Source organism: Spirulina major PCC 6313 (assembly GCF_001890765.1).
Classification (GTDB): Bacteria; Cyanobacteriota; Cyanobacteriia; order Cyanobacteriales; family Spirulinaceae; genus Spirulina; species Spirulina major.
In genome coordinates, this window is the sequence record NZ_KV878783.1 from 2,804,809 (window position 1) to 2,828,761 (window position 23,953).

19 protein-coding genes and 1 other RNA gene are annotated in these 23,953 nt (G+C 54.0%); 9 read left to right on the plus strand and 11 right to left on the minus strand.

From position 1 onward, the window contains the following. Positions 1 to 14 precede the first annotated feature (14 nt). Together SPI6313_RS12335 and SPI6313_RS12340 are read right to left on the minus strand one after the other, a co-directional pair. Complete coding sequence (locus tag SPI6313_RS12335) at positions 15 to 1,139, minus strand: BtaA family protein (RefSeq protein ID WP_072621267.1); 1,125 nt, start codon at positions 1,137 to 1,139, stop codon at positions 15 to 17. Positions 1,140 to 1,151: 12 nt separating this feature from the next. Then, positions 1,152 to 1,634: a 2TM domain-containing protein gene (locus SPI6313_RS12340; RefSeq protein ID WP_072621268.1), complete on the minus strand. Its 483-nt coding sequence runs from the start codon at positions 1,632 to 1,634 to the stop codon at positions 1,152 to 1,154. A gap of 589 nt (positions 1,635 to 2,223) precedes the next feature. On the opposite strand from SPI6313_RS12340, the gene SPI6313_RS24025 reads away from it, so the two are divergent. Further along, positions 2,224 to 4,134, plus strand: a complete 1,911-nt coding sequence (locus SPI6313_RS24025; protein WP_072621269.1) for an RICIN domain-containing protein — start codon at positions 2,224 to 2,226, stop codon at positions 4,132 to 4,134. 239 nt (positions 4,135 to 4,373) lie between these two features. Continuing rightward, the gene (locus SPI6313_RS12350; RefSeq protein ID WP_217650591.1) at positions 4,374 to 6,137 is read left to right on the plus strand and encodes an ABC transporter ATP-binding protein; all 1,764 of its coding nucleotides are present in this window, start codon (positions 4,374 to 4,376) and stop codon (positions 6,135 to 6,137) included. Between the two features lie 514 nt (positions 6,138 to 6,651). Here SPI6313_RS12350 and gcvT read toward each other — a convergent pair. From gcvT to SPI6313_RS12365, 3 genes are all read right to left on the minus strand, one after another. Then, positions 6,652 to 7,779, minus strand: a complete 1,128-nt coding sequence (gene gcvT, locus SPI6313_RS12355; RefSeq protein WP_072621271.1) for a glycine cleavage system aminomethyltransferase GcvT — start codon at positions 7,777 to 7,779, stop codon at positions 6,652 to 6,654. Positions 7,780 to 7,867: 88 nt separating this feature from the next. Further along, positions 7,868 to 8,353 (minus strand): acyl-CoA thioesterase, encoded by a 486-nt coding sequence (locus SPI6313_RS12360; protein WP_072621272.1) that lies wholly within the window; start codon positions 8,351 to 8,353, stop codon positions 7,868 to 7,870. 125 nt (positions 8,354 to 8,478) lie between these two features. Next, on the minus strand, positions 8,479 to 9,021 hold the full coding sequence (locus SPI6313_RS12365) for a hypothetical protein (RefSeq protein ID WP_139276631.1): 543 nt from the start codon (positions 9,019 to 9,021) through the stop codon (positions 8,479 to 8,481). A 185-nt stretch (positions 9,022 to 9,206) separates the two neighbouring features. On the opposite strand from SPI6313_RS12365, the gene SPI6313_RS23565 reads away from it, so the two are divergent. Continuing rightward, positions 9,207 to 9,356 carry a hypothetical protein gene (locus tag SPI6313_RS23565; RefSeq protein WP_175551130.1) on the plus strand — a complete coding sequence of 50 codons (150 nt, stop codon included), beginning with the start codon at positions 9,207 to 9,209 and terminating at the stop codon, positions 9,354 to 9,356. Between the two features lie 329 nt (positions 9,357 to 9,685). Then, positions 9,686 to 11,776 carry an elongation factor G gene (gene fusA, locus SPI6313_RS12370; protein WP_072621274.1) on the plus strand — a complete coding sequence of 697 codons (2,091 nt, stop codon included), beginning with the start codon at positions 9,686 to 9,688 and terminating at the stop codon, positions 11,774 to 11,776. A gap of 80 nt (positions 11,777 to 11,856) precedes the next feature. On the opposite strand, the gene SPI6313_RS12375 is transcribed toward fusA, so the two are convergent. After that, on the minus strand, positions 11,857 to 12,642 hold the full coding sequence (locus tag SPI6313_RS12375) for a Uma2 family endonuclease (RefSeq protein WP_072621275.1): 786 nt from the start codon (positions 12,640 to 12,642) through the stop codon (positions 11,857 to 11,859). Between the two features lie 122 nt (positions 12,643 to 12,764). Next, positions 12,765 to 13,162, minus strand: a transfer-messenger RNA (tmRNA) gene (gene ssrA / locus SPI6313_RS12380). A gap of 101 nt (positions 13,163 to 13,263) precedes the next feature. On the opposite strand from ssrA, the gene SPI6313_RS12385 reads away from it, so the two are divergent. From SPI6313_RS12385 to SPI6313_RS12400, 4 genes are all read left to right on the plus strand, one after another. After that, positions 13,264 to 14,460 (plus strand): serine hydrolase domain-containing protein, encoded by a 1,197-nt coding sequence (locus SPI6313_RS12385; protein WP_175551131.1) that lies wholly within the window; start codon positions 13,264 to 13,266, stop codon positions 14,458 to 14,460. 526 nt (positions 14,461 to 14,986) lie between these two features. Continuing rightward, positions 14,987 to 15,643: an XAC2610-related protein gene (locus SPI6313_RS12390; RefSeq protein WP_139276632.1), complete on the plus strand. Its 657-nt coding sequence runs from the start codon at positions 14,987 to 14,989 to the stop codon at positions 15,641 to 15,643. Between the two features lie 28 nt (positions 15,644 to 15,671). Further along, complete coding sequence (locus tag SPI6313_RS12395) at positions 15,672 to 15,896, plus strand: hypothetical protein (protein WP_072621278.1); 225 nt, start codon at positions 15,672 to 15,674, stop codon at positions 15,894 to 15,896. A gap of 65 nt (positions 15,897 to 15,961) precedes the next feature. Further along, a complete protein-coding gene (locus SPI6313_RS12400) occupies positions 15,962 to 17,089 on the plus strand; it encodes an acyltransferase family protein (RefSeq protein ID WP_072621279.1) in 1,128 nt (375 codons plus the stop codon). Here the strand turns inward: SPI6313_RS12400 and SPI6313_RS12405 are convergent. The 4 genes from SPI6313_RS12405 to SPI6313_RS12420 form a co-directional block, all read right to left on the minus strand. Beyond that, on the minus strand, positions 17,084 to 18,394 hold the full coding sequence (locus tag SPI6313_RS12405) for a recombinase family protein (protein WP_072621280.1): 1,311 nt from the start codon (positions 18,392 to 18,394) through the stop codon (positions 17,084 to 17,086). The genes SPI6313_RS12400 and SPI6313_RS12405 overlap by 6 nt on opposite strands. Continuing rightward, positions 18,391 to 19,299: an alpha/beta fold hydrolase gene (locus SPI6313_RS12410; RefSeq protein WP_072621281.1), complete on the minus strand. Its 909-nt coding sequence runs from the start codon at positions 19,297 to 19,299 to the stop codon at positions 18,391 to 18,393. Before SPI6313_RS12410 ends, SPI6313_RS12405 begins: the two co-directional genes overlap by 4 nt. An 80-nt stretch (positions 19,300 to 19,379) precedes the next feature. After that, positions 19,380 to 20,723: a serine hydrolase gene (locus tag SPI6313_RS12415; RefSeq protein WP_217650592.1), complete on the minus strand. Its 1,344-nt coding sequence runs from the start codon at positions 20,721 to 20,723 to the stop codon at positions 19,380 to 19,382. Between the two features lie 67 nt (positions 20,724 to 20,790). Next, the gene (locus SPI6313_RS12420; protein ID WP_072621283.1) at positions 20,791 to 21,198 is read right to left on the minus strand and encodes a response regulator; all 408 of its coding nucleotides are present in this window, start codon (positions 21,196 to 21,198) and stop codon (positions 20,791 to 20,793) included. A gap of 141 nt (positions 21,199 to 21,339) precedes the next feature. On the opposite strand from SPI6313_RS12420, the gene SPI6313_RS12425 reads away from it, so the two are divergent. Next, on the plus strand, positions 21,340 to 23,880 hold the full coding sequence (locus SPI6313_RS12425) for a DNA gyrase/topoisomerase IV subunit A (protein ID WP_072621284.1): 2,541 nt from the start codon (positions 21,340 to 21,342) through the stop codon (positions 23,878 to 23,880). Positions 23,881 to 23,953: the final 73 nt, after the last annotated feature.

A 23,953-nucleotide genomic window follows, 5' to 3' on the forward strand; every position in this document is an offset into this window, starting at 1 on the left:
TGGCCAGAGATGGACTACCGCCCTTCCTCTGCTAAAGTGCTCCGAGATTCGACGACGAAATCACGGTAGAAGAAGGCGCGATCGCTCCCTTTTAACGCATTGCTCAAATCAAAGCGGGGCGTAATGTGATCGTACAGTGCCGGCGGACAGCGGCGCGGCACAAACAAATTCCAATAGGCCCAGCGTCCCCCTAGTTGACTCCGAGCCGCAATTTGCGCCAAGGTGCGGGCGTGGTTTGCCGCTGACATATATTCAAAAATATTGCTGAGGTTGAAGCGATCAATCGGGGGGCAATCGGGGCGATCTAGATATTCTTCCACGGCGCAGCAATGCCATTCGAGGCGATCGAGGTGGGCGCGGATCGGCTCGAACTGTTCCGGGCGGAGGGCGTAGGGGAGGGCGGTGCGGTGTTCGCCCGTGAGTATCCATTGCAGATAGGGATTCAGGGCCGGATCAAGGGTGGTGAGGGCGTGGCGCAGTTGGGCGGCGAGTTGGGGGGTGGGGTTGCCGTCCACGTAGCGAAAAAAGCTGGGATCGCGCCCCCAGCGTCCGATCAGTGGTTGAGAAAAAAAGAGGTTAAATCCCCAACGCCAACGCCAATGATTCCAGGTGCGATCGTAAAACTGTTGACGGTCGGCGGGGGATTTGGGGGTGAGGAGGGATGCGATCGCCCCCTCATTCTGCAACAAGGGCAATAGGTAGCAGCGAAACCGCGCCAAATATCGCTCAAACTTCCCCACCGTCCCAAACCCCGCCCCAATCAACCATCGCCGCCGATCCCAAAACCCTTGCACATCCGCCGCGAGATCCCCCCGACAGCGTTGATACCACGCCCACCGCTGGGCCGCCGTTCCCGATCGCGACCCCAAAAACTGCAACAGTTCCCCATAGTCTAACCGCCGATAGGCCGCCACCCGCAGGGCTAAACAGGCCAACTGAGCCGGATTGAGATCGACAGCGATCGCTCGTTTTGGCCCCCGACTCAACAACGCCAGGGTATTATCCCCCGCCGATGCGATGGACAGGCAAGTGTGATCCGGCTGCACCTCCAACGCCGCCAGCAACAAATCCGCATCTTCCCAACATTGGGCGTAGCGGATCTGGGAAAAGTCCGCTGTTTGGGCGATTTCCGTGGGCATGGTGGCGCGACGCTAACCCCGAAAAAAGGATCGAATTGACTGCCATGCCGTGTTGAGGGTCTGTTGCAGTTGGCGGCGACTCTCCCATTGAGCCAGTTCGCGCTCATAGGCGGGGCCTTTGGGTTGAAAAATTTTCCAACCGCCCAACACACTCAAGGTCACCAACACCACCACCAAATACCGCGACCAGCCCAACCCGCCGCCACTGAGCAAATCCAGACTCATAAAAAAGCCCGCGAGAATCATATATTTCACGGCTTTATGGCGAAATTGGGCGAAGCGGTAGCGGTCGAACTCTTGGCGTTTTTCGGTTTCGAGGCGAGATAAACGCCAATCTTGTTCAGCGGCTTCGAGGCAGGTGAGGGGAATCTCAAGTTCTTCGGCGATTTCGAGGAGTTGGGTGCGTGTGAATTCACCCTCGCGATCGTTGCGGGCGATCGCTAATTGCAAAATCTGTTGAATGTCGTCCGATTGATAAATTTGCGGCGCGGTCATACCCGGATTAAGGCAACACAGGACAATGGTTTCATTATAGAAAATGTGACAAGAACAGGACGAAAATCACCATTTTCATCGATGCCACTCAATGGAGGCGTGCGAGGGAGTATTTATGTTGTGTAACCCTTTTCGCCCTGACCCATAATTTGTGCAACCCCTCAACCCCTCACCCAACCCTCTCCCGCAGGCCACTGCTTATGCATAACGTTCAAATGTTGGCCTACGTTGCGATCGATCCCCCTAAATCCCCTTTTAAAAGGGGGACTTTGAGCAGTTTGTGTATAAGCGGTAGACCGCAGGAGAGGGCTTTTAGCTCCCTTCTCCTGCGGGAGAAGCGATGCCCTGAGCTTGTCGAAGGCTTGCCCTGAGCGAAGCCGAAGGGGGGGGCTGGGAATGAGGGCACTAGATGGCAATCAGTCTGAATCTGCAATAAGTTGGGATGCACCCCCATTGCTCGTACCTTGGTCATCTGAAAAACCTTGAAGTTGACAGCCATGGCTCATTATCGACTTCCCCCTAAACAACTAGCGGAACAACATACATTCGTATCTAGTCAACTATTTTTGATATCCTTCAAAAAAATGCTATGAATCATAGATTTTTCAAACGAAAGCACATTTATGGAGCCATCTTAACTCTATTGTTTTTGATCACAACCTCCCTCACCTTAACTAGCAACGTATCCGCCAAGAGCATAACAGTTCATTCATGGATAACAACCCCCGATCAACATCAATTATTGCAACCACAAGATGACATCTCCTTCACCTCAAAAAAACAGCCCAGCCCTTTAACCATTAATCTCAACCCCAACACAAAATATCAACAAATGGATGGCTTTGGGGCCGCATTAACTGATTCCTCTGCTTGGCTCATTGCGAATAAATTATCACCCACTCAACGCAACGCCTTATTAAATAATCTCTTTGAATCCGATGATGGAATTGGGTTAAACATTCTTCGCCTGCCTATGGGAGCATCAGATTTTGCTCTGAGCAATTATACATATAACGATCACAACGGTTTTCCAGATCTCGACCTTAGTGATTTTTCGATACAACATGACACTGCATATATCATCCCCACTCTTCAGCAAATCAAACAAGTCAATCCAGCGATGAAAGTCATGGGATCGCCATGGAGTGCGCCAGGTTGGATGAAAACCACTCGTACAAATAAGTGTCTGGATGTACAAGACTGGTCAGAAAATGATGGTGGAAATATACAACAGTGGGATTGTACTGGCAATTCAAATCAAGCTTGGCAACTCGAAAAAAATCAACAAACAGGTCACGATCAGATTATTTCTGCCCATAGTAAAAAGTGTCTAGATGTACAAGACTGGTCAGAAAATGATGGTGGAAATATCCAACAGTGGGACTGTACTGGCAATTCAAATCAAGCTTGGCATCTTGAACATAATCAACAAACAGGTCACTATCAGATTATTTCTGCCCATAGCAAAAAATGCCTAGATGTACAAAACTGGTCAGAAAATGATGGTGGAAATATCCAACAGTGGGACTGTACTGGCAATTCAAATCAAGCTTGGCATCTTGAACATAATCAACAAACAGGTCACGATCAAATTATTCCAATTCACAGCAAAAAAACAGAGCCAAATGGTGGATTAAATCGTGGAATATTAAAGCCTCAATTTTATACTGCTTATGCAGACTATTTTACGAAATTTATCCAATCCTATGAATCCTATGGCATTCCCATCTATGCAATTTCTGTCCAAAATGAGCCTCATCATGAATCTGATTATCCTACTATGAGGTTTGAGTCCGGCGACATGGCACGGTTCATTAAAGACTCGCTTGGCCCTAGTTTTTTATCGAATAACATAAAAACCAAAATACTCATCTGGGATCACAACTGGGATGAGCCCAACTACCCCATATCCATACTCAATCAACCTGAGGTCAGAGATTACATTGCAGGTTCGGCATTTCACTGTTATGCAGGCGATGTCAGTAATCAAACCATTGTCCACAATTCCCATCCTGATAAGGACGTGTATTTCACAGAATGTTCAGGAGGGGGTTGGGAACGAGATTTTGGAAAAAACTTATCATGGCAAACCAAGTATCTTACTATTGGAGCGACTCGAAACTGGGCTAAAACTGTGCTGCTTTGGAATCTAGCCCTTGACGAAAATAATGGCCCTAAAAATGGAGGATGTCAGGATTGTAGAGGAGTGGTGACGATTAATAGCAATACAGGGTCTATTGCGAAAGAAGTGGAATACTATGTCCTTGGGCATATTAGTAAGTTTGTCGATCCGGGGGCATACCGAATTGAATCAAATTCATTTGCAGGAAGACTTGAAAATGTTGCTTTTCAAAATCCTGATGGCTCATTAGTTTTATTGGCACTGAATCCCAGTAGTGAATCACAAATGTTCAACGTTCAGTGGTCTGGAAAATCATTCACCTACTCATTATCGGGTGGGTCAGTGGCAACATTGATCTGGAACATTTCACCGTCTTAATACCCATTCTGAAAAGGGGTCATCCCACTTTTTAGACATTCTTTCAGGACAGGGAAGGAGCAGAAATTTCACCTCAGAAATCCGGTAAGAAAAATCTAATTCACGAAGGGCTGATGATGAGAGAAAGGGTGATGCCGCTGATGCCCAGTTGATGCTCCTAGGGCGCGATCGCATCACCCTCCCACCCAAAACTGCCAGTCTTAACGCTACAGTAAACAGGATTTACCTGCGTAATTATCGTGACTGCCGCTCCTCTTCATCCCCTCCAACGCCTGCTGCACTATAGCCAGCGCTATCGCCTGCTGATCTGGCAAGCTACCGCCGCCTCAGTTCTTAACAAAGTCTTTGACCTCGCGCCGCCGGTCTTGATCGGGGCGGCGGTGGATGTGGTGATAAAACAACAGGATTCCCTGATTGCCCGCTGGGGAGTGCGCGACACCTTTACGCAATTGTTGATTTTAACGATTTTGTCGGCGGTGATTTGGGGGTTGGAATCCCTGTTTGAATATGCCTATGAGCGGCTCTGGCGCAATTTAGCCCAAAATATGCAGCACGATTTGCGCCTCGAAACCTATGGCCATGTTCAAGAGTTGGAGATGAGCTTTTTTGAGGACAGCAGTACGGGCGGGTTAATGGCGATTTTGAATGATGACATTAACCAGTTGGAGCGATTTTTAGATATTGGGGCCAATGAAATCCTGCAAGTGACCACTACGGTGATTGTGATTAGTGCGGGGTTTTTAATCCTTGCGCCAACGGTGGCCTGGATGACGATGATCCCGATTCCGATTATTATTGTCGGCTCGATCGCATTTCAGAAAAAACTCGCGCCGCGCTACGCCAAAGTGCGGGAAAAAGTGAGCCTGTTAAGTGGGCGGTTGGCGAATAATCTCAGCGGGATTACGACGATTAAAAGTTTCACCACGGAAGCCTATGAATTGGATCGCTTGGCCATGGAAAGTGAAGCCTATCGCCAAAGTAATCGCCATGCGATCGCCCTCAGTGCGGCTTTTGTGCCGTTGATTCGGTTGGTGATTTTGGGTGGCTTTACGGCGACGCTGTTGATCGGGGGGATGGAAACCGTGGAGGGGCGGCTAGCGGTGGGAACTTACAGCGTCTTGGTGTTCATGACCCAGCGGCTGCTGTGGCCCTTGACGCGATTGGGCCAAACCTTGGATCAATATCAGCGGGCGATGGCATCCACGCAACGGGTGATGAGCTTGCTCGATACGCCGATTCGGATTGCCTCCGGAAACCAACCCCTACCCCGCGTGGACGGTACGATTCAGTTCGATCAAGTCACGTTCGGCTACCAGGTCGATTACCCCATCATCGATCAGCTTACCCTGACGATTCCGGCGGGTCAGACCATCGGCATTGCCGGATCAACAGGGTCGGGAAAAAGTACCCTGGTGAAGCTCCTGCTACGGTTCTACGAAATCCAGTCGGGCATGATTACGATTGACGGTCTCGATATTCGCGCCATTCACCTTCATGATCTGCGGGGGGCGATCGGCCTCGTGAGCCAGGATGTGTTTTTGTTCCATGGCACGGTGCGGGACAATATTGCCTACGGGAGTCCGGATGCGACGTTTGGGGAAGTGTGCGAGGCGGCGAAGTTGGCCGAAGCGGAGGAGTTTATTCAGCAATTGCCCCAGGGCTACGAGACGATCGTGGGGGAACGGGGGCAAAAACTATCGGGGGGACAGCGGCAACGGTTAGCGATCGCCCGCGCCATCTTGAAAAATCCGCCGATCCTAATCCTCGATGAAGCCACCTCCGCCGTGGATAACGAAACCGAGGCCGCCATCAGTCGCGCCCTGGCCCACATCACCCAAAACCGCACCACGATCGCGATCGCCCACCGCCTTTCCACAATCCGCCACGCCGATCGCATTTATGTGATGGAACAGGGCCGCCTCGTGGAACAGGGCGATCATGATGAGTTAGTCGCCCTCAACGGGATCTACGCCAACCTCTGGCGCGTCCAAACCGGGGAATAGTGGATCGTCTGCGCCAAGGTAATGGATTAGGTTGCGCTTGGAGATATGAAGGGACTTGACTCGGTGCGGTTATGAAGAGAAGCCGCGCCGAATCGATCTGAGGTGTACGGGAGCATTTTTAAGGTCTCATAGCCAAAAGAGCAATCCGGTTCTGCAACACGTACTTCCTAATCTCAATGTGGATACTGTTTAGAGATACATTACGCCGAAAACTCAGCCTAAGCATTGCTCTCTGTTCACTATTTGAGGAAGATTGTCTGCAATGTTGGATTACTCTTTGGTCGATTCAACGAGACAGATAGAAAATGAATATGTTTAACCTCATTTTACTAGTGGATAGAACCTTGACTGTTTTATCTGTCAGGGAAGCATCACCTGCTTCAATTACTAATGTAGCACCTTCACCCTAGAGATCGAGCGGGTGCAACTAAAGTTTACGCACCCTGAGTATTAACATTCAAAACTGTTGAATCACGTTAATTTGGGGGAGACAAATCCCGGAATTATGCTAATGCTAGCGGCGATGGGGGGAGCGATAAAACGGTTTTTTCACCACTGTTGCGGGGTAGGATTTACCCCGAATTTCCACGTTAACGGTATTGCCCGGCTTGGTGAGGGCTTTCGGCACGTAGGCGAGGGCGATCGCTTTCCCCAAGGTGGGGGACAACGTGCCGCTGGTGACAACCCCCACCGTTTCCCCCGCCACAACCACGGGGTAATCATGGCGGGCAATATGTCGCCCGGCCATTTCCAGCCCCACCAAACGCCGCTCCACTCCTGCCGCCTTTTGTGCCGCGAGCACGTCCCGCCCGATAAAGTCAGGATTGCTGTCGAGATGTACCAACCAGGCGAGACCGGCTTCGAGGGGGGTGGTGGTTTCGGTAATGTCTTGGCCGTAGAGGGCCATGGCGGCTTCGAGGCGGAGGGTATCCCGTGCGCCGAGGCCGCAGGGTGCAACGCCGGCAGCAGCGAGAGCCTGCCAGAGGGCTTGGCCGGTGGGAATATCCACCATCACTTCAAAGCCATCTTCGCCCGTGTAGCCGGTGCGGGCGATAAAGGCGGCTCCGTCTAAGATTTCGGTTTGGCAATGGCCGAAGCTAGGAATGGCGGTTAAATCGGCTTTGATTAGGGGTTGCAGGGTGGCGATCGCCTCCGGCCCTTGGACGGCAATTAAGACCCGATCCCCAGAGACATCCTCAAGGGTGACGGGGCTGCCGCTGAGGTGTTCGGTGATCCAGGCGTAATCCTGCGATCGCGTCGCCGCATTGACGATGATCACCCCCTGTTCAGCACCGTCTGCCGTCGTGCCTTGGTAATAGATAATGACATCATCAATAATGCCGCCGTCCGGATTGAGCAACACCGTATATTGTGCTAATCCTGGTGTTAGGCGATTTAAATCCGACGGCACGAGCCGCTGTAACTGTTGGCGGGCAGTTTGACCCTGCCAGAGGAATTTGCCCATGTGGGAAATATCGAACATCCCAACCTGGGTACGCACGGCTTCATGTTCCTGCTTGAGTCCGGTAAACTGTACCGGCATTTCCCAGCCCGCAAAGGCAGTAAAGCGGGCATTTTGCGCGGTCATGAGGTCAAACAGGGGAGTACGCGAGAGATGATCTGAAGATTGCACTGATACCATCCGGTCAAAAAATGAGCTTAAACTGCTGGGATGCCGTGGCGAAACGCTGGGCGATCGCGGCTTCCTCATCTTATCGAGTTGCGTGGTTCTATTGTTTCGAGAACTTCACTAAAGCGTCGCGCATCGCTGGGGGTAATCGGCGCATAATTTTGCCCTTGTCCCGATCCATAGCCACGAGGGTCACAAAGGCCGATACACAGAGTTCGTTGGTGTCTAAATTTTGAATTTGATAGGCCCAGTTGATCCGCACGCCTTTCATTTCCATCATGCGGGTTTTGACCATGGCCACCTCGCCCATGCGCAGGGAGCGATGATACCGCAGAGACATTTCCACCACAGGTAAATCACACCCCACCCCCACCAGATCCGCGAAGTTGATGCCGAGCGATCGCAAACATTCCACCCGCGCCTCTTCCATCCAAGCCACATAGGCCCCATGCCAAACAATGCCGCCATAATCGGTATGGTGGGGATGAACGCGGACGACATATTCAAACCACTTATCTGTTGTGGCGTGGAGGGCGTGGTCTTCAATGATGGCGGTAGTGGGAGGGAGTTGCTGTTGTTTATCCATGACTCATGACGCTAGCCGGACTGTGGATTTTAATGTACCGTATCCCGTTGAAGTGAAGAAACCCCTCTTTGGAGGGGTTTCGATGCGTTACTCTGGCGATGCCATGGGTCAGATACAGCGATGGGCTAGTTGCTGGCGCAGGCTTCAAGGAGGCTCTGTTCTAGATCGCTGACGGTGGTGAAGGCGTGGAAACCCTGTAACGTCACTTGCCGCTGCACTTTGCCCGCGACTTCCGTCGGTGGGGTATCCAGGGCGATCGCATAGCTCGACGTATCAGGATGATCCGGAATTGCGATCGCCAACTCCAGCGCATCCTCCGTCACCTGTCCCGTAAAGCAGGCATATTCCGAACGGGGCCGGTAAATCGCCCCCCGCACTTGCCCATCATCCACCGTAAACACCAAATAATCTTGCGCCAATTGATCCCGCTGCGTCGCGACACCATAGGCATGAATACCATCTTGCAACAACGACGATGCAGACATCGATTCCGGCTCAGGCTGGGTAGTTTGGGTAGTTTGGGCAAGCTGGATCGCGTGGCTTGTCTCATCCATCGCCTTCACCACCTCAGCCCCTGCCACATCCAGCAGCAACCCTTGACCCAGCACAGCGATGAGCATCGCACCCATCCATTGCCATTGTTTTTTCGTTGCGTTAAAACCAAACATATTCATTCTCACTCCCCGCGAAGAACACACCAACAATTCACACCAAAAACCGAGAGCGTAGAAGCTCGCACTTCCATCTCGTTCTCTATTAACCCCAAGGCCGGCATCCTTGATTTCGGATGTTACGCCCGGTGTTTTCCATACATTTACTCTATCGCTCTTCGCCAAACTGCGGAAAATGAGCTATGGGAATTTACGGACATCGACACCAGGACACGAAAAGACTCAAACCCTTAAAAACCGAGGAGTTGAGCGATCGCACTCCTGCCCTAGATTCCCGTTTACCCCCCGGTCTTGACCATTATTTTTTCAAAAAACGCTACAAAAGTTCATGATTTTGCTGTCAGATCACGACCGTCAACAAATTCAGATCACAACACCTCCTGGGGGGATATCACGAGCCCTGAACTGACAGCAAGGAAGAGTGCGATCGCCCCCCATTCCCAGTCAAATCCCATCCCATCTACAATGTTGGTACTGAAACGCTTTACAATTGTTCAAGAATTATCGTTATCACCCTTGCGGTCAAACTGACGTTTGATCCCCTCCACGGTGTCTACAGTCAGTCAGCGAGGGTCTAGAGACGGTTAACCAATTTCTCTAGAGTACCCCTATTCAAGGTAGTCACGAACGGTTGTCGCACTCAAACTAGAAGAACGTAGATATGAAGAAAGACATTACCCGCTATCGGAACATCGGCATTTTTGCCCACGTTGATGCCGGCAAAACCACCACCACAGAACGCATTCTTAAACTAACAGGCAAAATCCACAAAATCGGCGAAGTTCATGAAGGGGCGGCAACCACTGACTTCATGGAACAGGAACAAGAACGCGGGATCACCATTCAATCCGCCGCCACCACCTGTTTTTGGAAAGAACACCAACTCAACATCATCGACACCCCCGGACACGTGGACTTCACCATCGAAGTCTACCGCTCCCTGAAAGTGCTCGATGGTGGTGTGGGTGTGTTTTGTGGCTCTGGTGGGGTTGAACCCCAATCAGAAACCAACTGGCGCTACGCCAACGACTCCAAAGTTTCGCGGATCATCTACGTCAACAAGCTTGACCGCACGGGCGCAGACTTCTATAGCGTCGTCAAACAAGTCAAAGACATTCTTGGCGCACAGCCCCTCGTTATGACCCTCCCCATCGGGATCGAAAACGCTTTCGTCGGTGTTGTGGATCTCCTCACCGAGAAAGCCTGGGTATGGGATGACTCCGGTGATCCGTTGAACTACACGATCCAAGACATTCCCGCTGACATGGCCGATGATGTCGCCACCTACCGCGAAGCCCTGATCGAACTCGCCGTTGAACAAGACGACGAGGTCATGGAAAAATACCTCGAAGGCGAGGAAATTGACATCGACACGATCAAAACCTGCATCCGCAAAGGAACCCGTGATCTAGCCTTTTTCCCCACCTATTGCGGTTCTTCCTTCAAAAACAAAGGGGTACAACTCGTCCTCGATGCTGTTGTGGACTATCTCCCCAACCCCCTCGAAGTCAATCCGCAGCCCATTGTTGACCTCGAAGGCAACGAAACCGGCGAATACGCCAAAGCTGATTTTGATGCGCCCCTCCGGGCCCTCGCCTTCAAAATCATGGACGATCGCTTCGGCGCTCTCACCTTTACCCGCATCTATTCCGGGATGTTAGCCAAAGGTGACACCATCCTCAACACCGCCACGGGTAAATCCGAGCGGATCAGTCGGATGGTGGAAATGCACGCCGATACCCGCGAGGAGATTGAGTCTGCCCACGCTGGGGACATCGTTGCGCTGGTGGGAATGAAAAGCACCCAAACGGGCCACACCCTCTGTGATCCGAAAAACCCCGCCACCCTGGAACCAATGGTTTTCCCGGAACCGGTGATTTCCATTGCTGTCAAGCCGAAGAAAAAAGGCGCTGACGAAAAAATGGGGATGGCCCTCAGCAAGATGGTGCAGGAAGATCCCTCTTTCCATGTGGAAACCGACCAAGAAAGCGGCGAAACCATTCTCAAGGGGATGGGAGAATTGCACCTAGATATTAAGGTGGACATTCTCAAGCGTACCCACGGTGTGGAAGTGGAAGTGGGCAAACCCCAAGTGGCTTACCGCGAATCGATCACCAAGCGCCTCGAAGACAGCTACACCCACAAGAAACAGTCTGGGGGTTCAGGTCAGTACGGCAAGATCGATTACATTCTGGAGCCGGGCGAAGTGGGCAGTGGCTTCCAGTTTGAATCGAAGGTCACCGGGGGGAATGTACCCCGCGAATTTTGGCCAGCGGTGCAAAAGGGTTTTGCGTCCAGTATTGAGCAAGGGCCGTTGGCTGGATTCCCCTGTGTGGACTTGAAGGTGACGTTGACCGATGGAGCTTATCACGCGGTGGATTCTTCGGCGATCGCCTTTGAAATCGCCGCCCGCGCTGCCTACCGTCAATCTCTCCCCAAAGCAGGCCCCCAACTCCTAGAGCCGATCATGGCCGTGGATGTGTTCACCCCCGATGACTACATGGGTGATGTGATCGGCGACCTCAACCGTCGTCGGGGCCTAATCAAGTCCCAAGATGCTGGCACCATTGGGGTTCGCATCAAAGCGGATGTGCCCCTCAGCGAAATGTTTGGCTACATCGGCGACCTGCGCACGATGACCTCCGGCCGTGGTCAATTCTCAATGATCTTCGCCCATTACGCCCCCTGTCCTGCCAACGTGGCCGAAGAAGTGATCAAGGAAACCAAAGAACGCCAAGCCGCGTTAGCGTAATCGCTCGTTAACTAGTTGAAAAAGGGGGTGCGATCGCACCCCCTTTTTCATAGGATGAAGTGATCGCTTTCGCCTTCTCTTCACGTCACATCTTCAAGAGGTAATGATAGGGTTTGGGCGATTTGTTCGGGGGTGAGTCCGAGGGTGCGCAGATGTGCGATCGCGCCCTGTTGAGCCTGTTTTAATTGCTCCAGTTCCGCCTTGGCCGTTTCAGCCTCAGCCTTGGACGTTTTCGCTTCAGCTTGGGCGGTTTCCGCTTCAGCCTTGGCGGTTTCCGCTTCAGCCTTAGCCGTTTCAGCCAACTTCCCTAATTCCACATAACTTAAAAATAAATCGCCATTGGGCTTATAAATATGTAGCGTCTCGGATGTGATTTCAAAGCGGATTTTCAAGAGGGGACTTTCCCAACCGTTCAGTTCTGGAATGACGGTAAATGCTTCCTCGTGCCGTTGCCATCCCGTTAAATCATTATGATCCGGATCGTAGAGATAATATTCACTGACTCCAAACTGGTGATAAAACTCCCACTTTTTCGCCATTTCTCCCAAGCGATTCCCTGGGGATAAAATCTCAAAGACCACTTGGGGCGCGATCGCACCTTCTTCCCATTGTTTATAAGACCCGCGATACCCTTTCGGGCGACCGAGCGCCACCATCACATCCGGAGCGCGACGAGTGCGATTATCCCCTTCCATGGGATACCACAACAAATCCCCCGCGACAAATACATTCGGATCATCCGCAAACAATAGTTCTAAATTTTCTTTGATCGTGACAATCCAATGAAACTGTAGGGTGTTATCCGACATGGGTAAACCATCACTATCCGGGTAGACAATTTTCGAGCGTTGCAGTTCTTGAACCATAATTTGCTCTTGACTGGGATGATCATCCTAATTATAAAAAATGGGCCAAAATTTCGTTCCTGTTGCTTGGATTATGATTCATCACGCCCAAAACCCCCCAGACGAATCTGAGGGGTTTTGGGGTATGGAGCCGAGCAGAGTCGAACTGCTGTCCGAACTGGCTATTTACCTTCTGTTCGTTCACAGGTTTAGCCCTTTTGATCCGCAAGGCGGGAGTAACTAATTATTCCGAGTTACGCGGAGTCTCTAGTAAAGTTCTCGCAAAGCCTCATGACTAGATGCACTTGGCTCGCATATCCGTTAAGGGTTATCCATTAGCATTAACGGAGTCAACTAATGAATGCTCGAAACCTAGTTTGGTTTATGGACTAAGCAGCAACAGGTGCAGCTTTACGAGCGAAAGGAACGATGTTGTTCGCAGTTACTTTTTTGGTTGAACTCTTGATTTGCGAGAGGGAGTTCGCTCTCGACCTGAATCACAGGGCGGCTTTCACCAACCCGTCGAAACCTTTACGGCCCCGTGTGTTGTTGTTTCATTATAGAAAGGTTTGACTCGGAATGCCAAGGGGGAAGCGATCGCACCACTTGCGCACTTCTGCGGCTAGGGTAGAGACGATTCCTTTGGTTGAACTGATTTTGATGATGTACTGTACTGTCCCTAACCGATTGATCGCCGCCGCCTTAATCGTTATGGTGGCTGGATGTGGAACCGCTACGGAGACGATCGCAGAGGGCGATCGCACCCTCTCCCCCGCCGCCCAAGCCCAACTGAGCGCAAATTTGAGCCAGTGGGTGGCTGAGTACCAAGCCCAAGACGAGATCCCTGGGGTGGCGGTGGCGTTGGTGATCAATGACGAGATTTTGCTGCTGGAAACCTGGGGCGATCGCGACCTAGCGCAACAATTACCCGTTACCCCCCAAACCCTGTTTCACATCGGCTCGACCCATAAATCCATGACGGCGCTGCTGGGGGCGATCGCCGTTGATCGCGGCCTGCTGGCGTGGGATGCGCCGCTGGTGGAGACGTTCCCGGAGTTGACCCTCGCCGACCCCGATGCCACCGAGAACCTGACCTTGCGCCATCTCCTCAGTATGCGCAGCGGCATCCACAGTGATGCAGAAGATGATTTTGAGGTGGATACAGCCACCCCGGAAGACCTTGCCGACTATATCGCCGATCTTGATCTATTTAGTGCGCCGGGTGATCAATTCAGCTATAGCAACCTCTCGGTTTCCCTGGCGGGCTATCTGATTGCCCTGGCCGAACGCCCAGACCAAGACCCCTTCCCAGCCCATGCCGCCCTCCTGCAAAGCTGGATTCTTGACCCCATTGGTATGGATGATGCGGTGCTGCAACGCAGTGATGCGCTGCGAGGCGGAAATGTGGCGATTCCCTATCGTTGGGATGACACCGAGGGAGATTGGGTCACAGCGGAGCCTGAAGATTTTGATGATGATGTGCTTGCGCCTTCGGGGGGATTAAAGGCCAGTGTGGAAGACATGGCGGCCTATTTGATCACTCAAGTTCAGGGGGGGGTGACCCCAGGGGGCGATCGCATTGTCTCCGCTGCTAACCTTGCCGCCACCTGGGAACCCCGTTGGGGAACCTATGCCATGGGCTGGGAAGTGGCAGACTATCCCGATCTGTGGGTGTTACACCATGAGGGCCTGTACGATAATCAGTTGAGTATTATCGGCCTGTTGCCAGACTATGGATTAGGGTTTGTGGTGTTAACCAATAGTGCGGAGGCGGCAGAAAATTTGATCGCAGATGTGACCGATTATCTGGTGGAACAAGTGGAACGCCTAGAAGACTAAATCAGCAACGGAGCGGCGCGAATCTCGCTTCTCCCACAGGAGAAAGGAGCCAAACGCCCTCGCCCCGTGGGGGGTTGGGTGAGGGATTGCATAACTGGGATGCACCCCAGAAATTCCTCGTTTTTTGAGCCTGAATTGTCGTGATCGAGAAGGTAACGTTTTTTTGCGATCGCTTGATGATCGCTTAATCCACTTGTTAGGATTTAGACATGTTCAAAAGGCAGAACCAAACAGCCTAATCAACCCACAAAAAGCGAGGTAAAACGCTGTTAGATACACTGTCAAATTCGATCGCAAAAGCGGCACAAAGCAAAAACGCATCCAACCCTAATCATTAAAATAATTGGAGTATCTCGACAGGTTTCTGTCAGGCTCGAATAATACTGAGGAATAATGGGGGAAGGGATCTGCAAGTTTAGTTTTGGGCCGCTTTTGGTCTGCTTGCAGTGGACTATTTAGTAGTCGTCCCTCGGAGCATCTACGAGCATCACGACCCTAGCCCATTCGATATCAATATCCATTGATCATGATTCATGCTCGTGTCTTATCGGGAATGTGGGGAGGGGTAATGGCGATCGCCCTCCACAGTGCCAGCGCCGCCGCCCAAGACGACCTGCGCATTCATATCCACACCCAAATTCACCCGGATTTCCCGCCCAGCGCGGTGGTGTTGCAGGGTGAAATTCGCGATCAACAGGCTGAAATTCGCCGCATCGAAATCTATCACACCAGCGATCGCACCACCCCCCACCAACGCATCACCGGCATCGCCACCCGTTTTCCCGACCTCAGCACCGCCGGACTCGTGATCGAAGACCTCAATTTTGACGGTTATCAGGATCTGCGACTGCCGGAATTTCTCCCCGCCTCCCCCAATATTCCCTATCTATATTGGCTCTACAATCCGGAAACAGCCCAGTTTGAGCGGAACCATGCTTTAGAAATGATCACCAGTCCGGTGGTGGATTCAGAACGACAACTGATCACGTCCTTCAGTCGGGTTAATGCCGTGACCTATGTGATCAGTGACTATCGCATGGAGGGCGATCGCCTCCAACTCCTGCAAGAGCGCACCGAAATCTATGATAGAAAGGGGCGAAAGCGCGTGATTGTCAAAATGTGGCAGGACGGTGAATTCGTGATTGTCAGCGATCGCCTCGAACCCGCCACCGCTGATCCCTAGTTGCTAGCCGTGATTCCTTGGATTAACCATGACTCACCCCTCTAATGAACGCAAAGTTGCTGACGCTGCCTTTCAACAATCCTTGGCAGACCTTGAGCAACTCCTCACCGAAGCCGATCCCCCCCAAGCCAAGCAGAACAGCAAAACCCCACCCCCTGCCCCCCCACCCTCTGCCGTTTCCCCCCAGCGGCGCACCTCCCCCAACTCGGCCCACTGGCACGACCCCGCCCCAGACCTAGACCTTGAACCGTAAGCCGTTCCCGCGATCGTCCTGCCGGAATGAAAACTATCACCCGTCCTTTTGGTTAACCTGCACCGATGACGCTAAATCCAACCCCGGCAGCGGCAACCCCTGCCCCCGCCAACAATCGCATTCTATGGATTGATAACATTCGCGCCCTAGGCATTCTCCAAGTCTTATTTGTCCATACAGGGCGGTTTCGGGCGGATTGGTTTGTCTATGTGTTTTCCTTTTTCATGCCCCTGTTTTTCTTTTTATCGGGGTTATTTGTCAAAGACTCCTTGCGCGAGAAACCCTTTGGCCCCTTCTTGACAGATAAATTCATCCGGCGACTCGTGCCGTATTTTGTCTTTAATGGGGTGAGTTATCTCTTTTGGCTGCTGTTGATTCGGCCCATGGATGCCGGGTTACCCGATACGCCGCCACCGATCCAGCCGCTGGTGGGAATTTTTTATGGTGTGGGGGGCTATGGATGGCTTCAGCACAATATCAGCCTCTGGTTTTTGATCTGTTTATTGGTGACGGAAATTGCGTTTTATGGCTTGATTCGGTTGCCGTCTAAACGCCATTTAATCGCAGTTTTGGGGATTTGTGCCGGAGTGGGCTATGGGATTTTTTTCCTCACCAAAGACCTCACTTATCAACTCAGTTGGATTCCCTACCCCTTGCAATACCGCCTACCCTGGTGTTTGGACTTGATGCTGACGGCGGTGGTGTTTTACGGGGCGGGGTATCTTTGTCGGAACTACGTTTTGAGCGATCGCTTTACCCAGTGGCATCGGGGTTGGGTCGTGGGGGGTGCGATCGCCGCCTACATTATCGGCACAGAAATGAACAGCACCGTCAATTTCATTTTGGGCAACTACGGCAACTTTGCCTATTTTTACCTCGGCGCATTCGGCGGCATTTTCGTCTGGCTCCATCTCTCGCGCTGCATTCCCCCCAACCCGGTGCTGAAGATCATCGGCCAAAGTTCCCTCACCATTTACCTGCTCCATCTCCTCATCTTTCCCCTGATTACCGGCGTGCTCATCCTCGGCTTGAATATTCCTAACGAAGCCCTCAAAGGCGTATGGTGGGCGGCAACCCTCTACACCGGCATCACCACCGCCGTCTTGATTCCGCTGCATTATCTCTTGGTGCGCTATACCCCTTGGCTGGTGGGCCAACGCCGTCCTGCGCCGCGCCCGCTCCCGTCCTCATAATTGCGGTGGCGCAGATGACCCAAAAATAAATCGGAGTTGGATCGTCCAGTCCTGCTCCTGGCGTTGGATGTCCACCTGTTGGATAAATTCGCGCAGATAAAACCGCCGTTCTGCTTCGGAGAGATCCCACCAAAATTGGGGTAAGGAGACGGTTTGCGTGATCGCCCTTAAATTTTCCGGCGGCAATTGGGCCAGTTGAGCGCGGGCGGCGGCGATTTCCGTTTGGAGCTTGTAGCGGCGCAGTTGGGCGGTTTCCGCATCAAGAATGCCAGCAGTTTCCAGGTCGGGCAATTGGGCGAGAATGGTTTGTTTTTGGGTAATCTCGGCCGCAATGGTCTGATGGAGGCTGTTGAGTTGGGGTGCGTTGATCCCGGCGACGGCTGCCGGGAGTTCCTGACAAACGGTGGTGATCACCGCTTGGAGCATTGTGCCATAGGCGATCGCGCCACATTTCGCCGCCGCCCCACAGGCCACCGGACGCAGATACAGATAATCCGGCTTCTGCTTGCCCCGCTGCGTCGTGCGCGTCACCCGATAGCGCGACCCACAGGCCCCACAGACCACCAGACCCGCCAGCGATCGCGGCGCACTAGCCGTCCGGGGCGGCAGGCGACGATTCCGCCGCAACAGGCGATCGATCTGGGCCGCCTCATCCCGCGTCAACAGCGCCATGTGAGTATCCGCCACCGTTTCGCCATTGTGGTAGGTAATATCACCGCGATACACCGGATTCGTCAGCCAGCGCCGCCCCGTCGTCACCGCAATTTTTTTGCCGTACTTCTTCTCTAAATAGCGCACCGCTCCCCGCAGCGACCCAAACAGCAAAAACTGTTCAAAAAAATCCTTCACCACCGGGGCCGTACTGCGATCGATTAAGTAGCGATCCTGGCCGCGTCGATAACCGTAGGGGGCCTTACCCGGTGGGGGTTTGGCATGGATGCGGTTGCGGGCGTGGCCGTGGCGGATACGGCGGCTTTGTTGGTGGGCTTGGATTTGGTTGAGCAACACCATCAGGTCGGTGGTTCCCCCCTGGCGATAGTCCTGTTGAATCGCAATGATTTCCACCGCTGCCGCTTCCAGACACGCCATTACGTGGCTGATGGCTGCGAGGCTGTTGCCGAACTCCTCCAACCGCCGCACTAATAAATATTGGGGTGGGTCTGTGGTGCAACGATCCAGAAGCCGGGTCAGTTCAGCGCGATCGCCACAATCTTGATACACCCCATCCACCTCTACCCCCCACATCCCCGGATCGGGGCACGGCTCCAAGAGTGGATCGCTGTAGAGATAGGCCACGATCCTCATGGGGTGTGAATGGGGGGAGCATGACGAGCAAGCCACGCCTGTAAGATCGGGTTCACCAACTCCGGCGCTTCGTCCTGGGGACAATGGCCCACGTTAGGCAGGGGGATGAACTCCTCAATGGCTGCGGCTTCCACCAATTGCCGACCGAGGGTAATGGGTTCCCAAGGGTCAGCCTCACCCCACAGCACGATCGCCGGACAGGGTAGATGGGGGAGTAAATCCTCCGGCAGGGGGCCTTGGGAATAGGTGGTAAAGGCGGCAAAAACGGCCGCAGCACCGGGATCGGCGGCGGGTTTCAGTAACATCGTCACCAGTTCATCGGTGACGGCTTCGGGGCGGCGGTAGGCTTGGAGCAGGGCGCGGCGCACATTCTGGGGTTGGGCGGCCAATTGAAAAAAGAAGGTGGAAAACCAGGATTGTTTGAGCAGGCTTTGGAGCAGGGGAACGCTGAGCCGTTGGTGCCAGGGTTGGGTAGCGCGGTGGCGTTCGTGGAGGAGACGCAGGGAAAAGTTGAGGGCGGCCACACCGAGGACGCGATCGCTAAAACTCACCGCCGTTTGCATCGCCACGATCGCCCCGATGGAATTGCCGATCAAAAACGCCGCCTCGCCCACCACCTGATCACAAAAATCCGCAATCTGTTGCGCCCAGGTTGCAAAGGTGTAGCTCAAGGGCTGGCCGGGGGTGGGTTTCGCCGACCCGCCAAACCCCAATAAATCAATGGCATAGCAACGGCAGTCCATCCCCAACACGGGCAAAGTATGCCGCCAATGGCCCCAGGATGCGCCGAACCCATGGATCAGCACCACCGCCGGGCCGCGATCGCCCACCTGTTGATAGCAAATCGGGAGGTCGTGCCAATGCCAGGTGGCGGCGGGAGTGTCTAAGGGAAGGGGTAGGGTCATGGGTGCGATCGCGAGTTCAAAAACGTTACTTAACTTAACGTAGCGCGAAACGTAGCGCGAAAATCCCCTCACGTTCCGGGTTAATTGCGGGGATCGGCATTGATGGGGTTAGTGGGGTTGGGGGGACGGTTGGGGGGGGTGGGGTTTGCCGGGGGCGGGTTGAGGAAATGTTGATAGGTAGCCCGCGAGAGGTCTTGGATCAGGATGCGGGCGCGATCATCGTTATGGGGACGGCCCACGAGGGCGGCGATCGCATAGCGTTTCCCCATCGGCGTATCCACAATCCCCACATCCCCCAGCATTGACCCAATATCCCCCGTTTTATGGGCAATGACGGCCTGCTCATCCAGGCCCTGGGGCAGCAGATCGCGGTTTTCCACCTGCTGCATGATGCGGATCAGTTGATCCCGCGATCGCAGTGACACCAGCTTGCCATCGTGAACCATCGCCAATAGCGTCACCAAATCCAGCGGGCTGGTTTCATTCGTTCCGGTCAAATCCGGCAGGAGATTTTGAATCGAGGTTTGTTTGAGGCCCCAATCCCGGAATCGTTCATTGAGTAACGGTGCGCTCCCCAACCGCTGAATTAGCATATTCGTCGCGGTGTTGTCGCTGATTGTGATCATCTTCTCGGCCGTTGCTTCGAGGCTGTAGGTTGTGCCGGGCGTTTCGTACTGCATCGTGCCCGAACCCGATGCCATCATCTCCGTCGTCATCACCAACGGTTCCGACAAGTCCACCAAGCCCCGATCCACCTCCTGGAAGACGGCGATCAAAATCGGTAATTTAATCGTGCTGGCGGCGGCCATGGTGGCCGTGCCGTTGAGATTGACAAAATCCCCCGTATCCAAATCCACCACGAACACACTGGTCTGGAGATCAGGCTGTTGGGCGGCGATCGCATCGAGGGTTCCTTTCAATCCCGTCAATTCTTGGCCCAACTGCAACGGGGGCACGGTATCCGCCGGGCTGGGGGGTGGGGTGGCAGTGGAAGGCGACTCATGAAAGCCGAGGGTAGCCGACAGCGTCCCCAGAACGACCCCCGTACCCACAAGGGCGATCGCCCCACGACTCACCCACACCGCCAAGGTTTGCAATGGGCCCTGCGGTGTTGGTGCGGGGCGGCGCGGGGGAGATGAACGACGGGGGGCGATCGCCGGGGGTGGGGGATTGGTGCTGGGGAGAGGATCGCTCGATTTTGGAGCAGGGGAGGGAACAACTTTCAGATGGCGGGGGCGTTTAGCCTCGGTGGGGGAAGCCGAGCGCAGGGGTTCGAGCTTCGGCCGCCGTCGCCGCAGAGGGGTAACCGGGGGAGGCGGTGAAGGGGGAGGATTCACCCCAGCAGAGCGCAGTTGAGTTTCTTTGGCCGCCGCTTCGCGGGCCATGCGTCGCCGCCGTCGTCGCCCTAACTCTTCTGATGCCATGCTAAACTCCCTTCTTCACCCAACATCTCATCCTGTTGATTTCAGCGTAGACCCGTAGACCCTGTTTCTACCCCTGCGGGGCATTGCCGAGGAGCGTCAGGATTTTATTGACAAACTCTTGGTGATCCACCACGGGCTTGGAAATGTAGCCATCAGCACCACTTTGTTGTAAAAAGCTTTCGCGATCGCCCTCCATCGCGTGGGCAGTGACTAAAATAATCGGTAAATCCGCCGTTTTCGGATCGGCTTTTAAAATTTGAGTAATCTTCAAGCCATCCACGGCCTTACCCTGATAAACGCTGTGGGACAAAGAGACATCCATCAGGATAATGTCCACTTCGCCCGCCTGGGCAGCGCGCATTACTTCTTCTACATCCTCTGTGCCGCGCACGTCCAAACCGCCGCGTTTCGTGAGAATCTTGGAAAATACCCGCAGGTTAATCGGATCGTCTTCTACAATCAGAACGGTTGTCATAAGGTGTCAATCGGGGGAGCAAAGGCGCGAAAGGGTTGATGATCAAAGCGATATCTGACGAGCACCCCTACATGTAATATTCCCACTCAGAGGGAAATCCGTCACCCTCCACTGTAAGCGATCGCAAGGAACCCAGAACCTATGGCAAAACAGCTCGACCTCCTCGAAGCCGGTAAGATCATCCCCATCGCCCTCCACAGCGAAATGGAACGGTCTTATCTGGAATACGCCATGAGCGTGATCGTAGGTCGCGCCCTCCCCGACGTTCGCGACGGTCTCAAGCCCGTTCATCGTCGCATCATCTACGCCATGCACGAACTGGGCTTAACCCCCGATCGCCCCTACCGCAAATGTGCCCGCGTCGTCGGAGATGTCCTCGGTAAATATCACCCCCACGGCGACCAATCCGTCTACGATGCCCTGGTGCGGATGGTGCAAACCTTCTCCTCCCGCTACCCCCTCCTGGCCGGGCATGGCAACTTCGGCAGTGTCGATAATGACCCCCCCGCTGCGATGCGCTACACCGAAACGCGCCTCGCCCCCGTTGCCCACGATGCCATGCTCGCGGACATCAGCGAAGCCACCATCGACTACGCCAACAATTTCGACAATTCCCAACAGGAGCCTTGCGTCTTGCCGGCCCAGTTGCCGCTGTTGTTGCTCAATGGGTGCTCTGGGATTGCCGTGGGCATGGCCACCAATGTACCGCCCCACAATTTAGGGGAAGTGGTGGATGGTTTAATTGCCCTGATTGACCGTCCCGATCTGTCCGATGCCAAACTATGGGAGATCATCCCCGGCCCGGACTTCCCCACGGGGGGCGAAATTGTCGATCGCAACGGGATTGAAGATGCCTATCGCACTGGGCGCGGCAGTATTCCGATGCGGGGCGTGGCCCATTTGGAAACGATCCAAGTGGGGACGAAACGCCGCCGCAATAAACAAGTGCTGGTGATCACTGAGTTGCCCTATCAGGTGAATAAAGCGGCCTGGATTGAAAAAATTGCCGACTTGGTGAATCAAAATCACCTCGACGGCATTTCCGATATTCGGGACGAGAGCGATCGCGACGGAATGCGCGTCGTAATTGAACTCAAACGCGACGGCAACCCCCAAGAATTGCTGCGGCAACTGTATAAAAAAACGCCGTTGCAAAGCAATTTTGGCGCAATTTTTCTCACCCTCGTCAATAACAAACCCTGTCAACTCAGCCTGCGCGAAGTCCTCACGGAGTTCCTCAACTTCCGAGAAATCACCCTCACCCGTCGTTACCGCAACGAACTCGACACCGCCCAAACCCGCCTCCATCTCGTCGGCGGTTTGTTAACGGCCCTGAATAATCTGGATCAGTTGGTGGAGATTCTGCGCCATGCCCCCGATGGCACGACGGCGAAAGGATCGTTACAAGCTGCCTTTGATCTGTCCGAGCGGCAAGCGGATTCGATCCTGGCGATGCCGATGCGCCGGTTAACGGGCCTCGAACGGCAAAAACTAGAGCAGGAAGTGCAGGCATTACAAACCCAGATCGAACAACTGGAACGCTTATTGGGCGATCGCCACGAACTGTTAAAGTCCCTCAAAAAAGACCTCCGCGCCCTGAAGCGTAAATTTGGCGACCCGCGCCGCACCCGCATCCTCAGCACCACCCCCGCCGCCCCTAGCCGCCCCTCGTCCCCAGACAAATCATCCCCCGCCCCCAAACCCAAGGCCACCAAAACCAAAACCCCGATCACCCTTGAGCCTCTTTCCCCTGCGCCCCTTTCCCCAACGCTGCCCAAGGATGCGGTGCTCGAAGTGACCCACAAAGGCGGCATCTGGTGGCAATCGCCCCCCACTCCGCCGAAACGGCCCCGCAAACTTGAGGATCTCCTCGTTTTGCGGGCCGAGATTGGGACGCGATCGCGCCTCTTGGTGCTCACCGCCAGCGGCAAGGTGTATCCGGTGGCCATGTCTGACATTCCCTCCAGCGGCAGCCCGACGGCGGTGATTCAACTGATGCCCAGTAGCGTCCAGCAAAAGCGCGATCCCCTCACCCATTACCTCCTGCCTCCGGAGGATCTGAGCCGCCATGATCTCGTGGTCTTGACGCAGCAGGGACGGATTAAACGGTTGGCGGGGTCGGAGTTTGAGGAGTTGACCAATCGCGGCGCGGTCTTGCTGAAACTCAAGGATGAGGATCAGGTGCAGTTGGCCCAGTGGGCCAAACCGGGCCAGGAATTAGCGATCGCCACCTCCGGCGGTCGGATTCTTCGCTGTCCCATTGATGATCAACAAATCCCCGTCATGGGCCGCACCGCCCAGGGCAACCAAGCCACCCGCACCCGCCAAGGGGAAGCCATTTTAGGGGGTGCGATCGTCGAAGCGGATCATGATTTAATCCTCGTGACGCGCCAAGGCTACGCCAAACGCTTGGGAGTGGCGGAACTTCGCCTCGGTGAACGGGGCAACATCGGAATCCAGGCCCTCCGCTTCCATCCTCAAGATCAGCTTGTCGCCCTCGTTGCCACGGCGAACCCCACGGGCCAGGTGGGCTTACTCACCAGTGAAGATCGCTTATTCTGGCTCAACCTCACCAGCGTTGAACCCCAAGACAAAGAAGCCATGGGCCGCCGCCTCAAAGCATTGCCGCCCCACGAAATGATTCGCGGGGCGATCGGTTCGATTGTCTATGGGTCGAATTAGGGGCACCGGTGCAGCGATCGCGCTGCCGTGGGGATGAGGCTGAGGGAGATGGTGTCCGGCCGAGGGGACGGGC

What these genes read in the sequence shown, in the direction of transcription:
- SPI6313_RS23565 (WP_175551130.1), top strand. Translation starts at nt 9,207, where the DNA reads ATGGGAATTTACGGACATCGACACCAGGACACGAAAAGACTCAAACCC.
- SPI6313_RS12335 (WP_072621267.1), bottom strand. Translation starts at nt 1,139, where the DNA reads ATGCCCACGGAAATCGCCCAAACAGCGGACTTTTCCCAGATCCGCTAC.
- SPI6313_RS12405 (WP_072621280.1), bottom strand. Translation starts at nt 18,394, where the DNA reads ATGAGGATCGTGGCCTATCTCTACAGCGATCCACTCTTGGAGCCGTGC.
- SPI6313_RS12415 (WP_217650592.1), bottom strand. Translation starts at nt 20,723, where the DNA reads ATGGCATCAGAAGAGTTAGGGCGACGACGGCGGCGACGCATGGCCCGC.
- SPI6313_RS12400 (WP_072621279.1), top strand. Translation starts at nt 15,962, where the DNA reads ATGACGCTAAATCCAACCCCGGCAGCGGCAACCCCTGCCCCCGCCAAC.
- SPI6313_RS12365 (WP_139276631.1), bottom strand. Translation starts at nt 9,021, where the DNA reads ATGTTTGGTTTTAACGCAACGAAAAAACAATGGCAATGGATGGGTGCG.
- SPI6313_RS12390 (WP_139276632.1), top strand. Translation starts at nt 14,987, where the DNA reads ATGATTCATGCTCGTGTCTTATCGGGAATGTGGGGAGGGGTAATGGCG.
- SPI6313_RS12375 (WP_072621275.1), bottom strand. Translation starts at nt 12,642, where the DNA reads ATGGTTCAAGAACTGCAACGCTCGAAAATTGTCTACCCGGATAGTGAT.
- fusA (WP_072621274.1), top strand. Translation starts at nt 9,686, where the DNA reads ATGAAGAAAGACATTACCCGCTATCGGAACATCGGCATTTTTGCCCAC.
- gcvT (WP_072621271.1), bottom strand. Translation starts at nt 7,779, where the DNA reads ATGGTATCAGTGCAATCTTCAGATCATCTCTCGCGTACTCCCCTGTTT.
- SPI6313_RS12360 (WP_072621272.1), bottom strand. Translation starts at nt 8,353, where the DNA reads ATGGATAAACAACAGCAACTCCCTCCCACTACCGCCATCATTGAAGAC.
- SPI6313_RS12395 (WP_072621278.1), top strand. Translation starts at nt 15,672, where the DNA reads ATGACTCACCCCTCTAATGAACGCAAAGTTGCTGACGCTGCCTTTCAA.
- SPI6313_RS24025 (WP_072621269.1), top strand. Translation starts at nt 2,224, where the DNA reads ATGAATCATAGATTTTTCAAACGAAAGCACATTTATGGAGCCATCTTA.
- SPI6313_RS12425 (WP_072621284.1), top strand. Translation starts at nt 21,340, where the DNA reads ATGGCAAAACAGCTCGACCTCCTCGAAGCCGGTAAGATCATCCCCATC.
- SPI6313_RS12340 (WP_072621268.1), bottom strand. Translation starts at nt 1,634, where the DNA reads ATGACCGCGCCGCAAATTTATCAATCGGACGACATTCAACAGATTTTG.
- SPI6313_RS12420 (WP_072621283.1), bottom strand. Translation starts at nt 21,198, where the DNA reads ATGACAACCGTTCTGATTGTAGAAGACGATCCGATTAACCTGCGGGTA.
- SPI6313_RS12410 (WP_072621281.1), bottom strand. Translation starts at nt 19,299, where the DNA reads ATGACCCTACCCCTTCCCTTAGACACTCCCGCCGCCACCTGGCATTGG.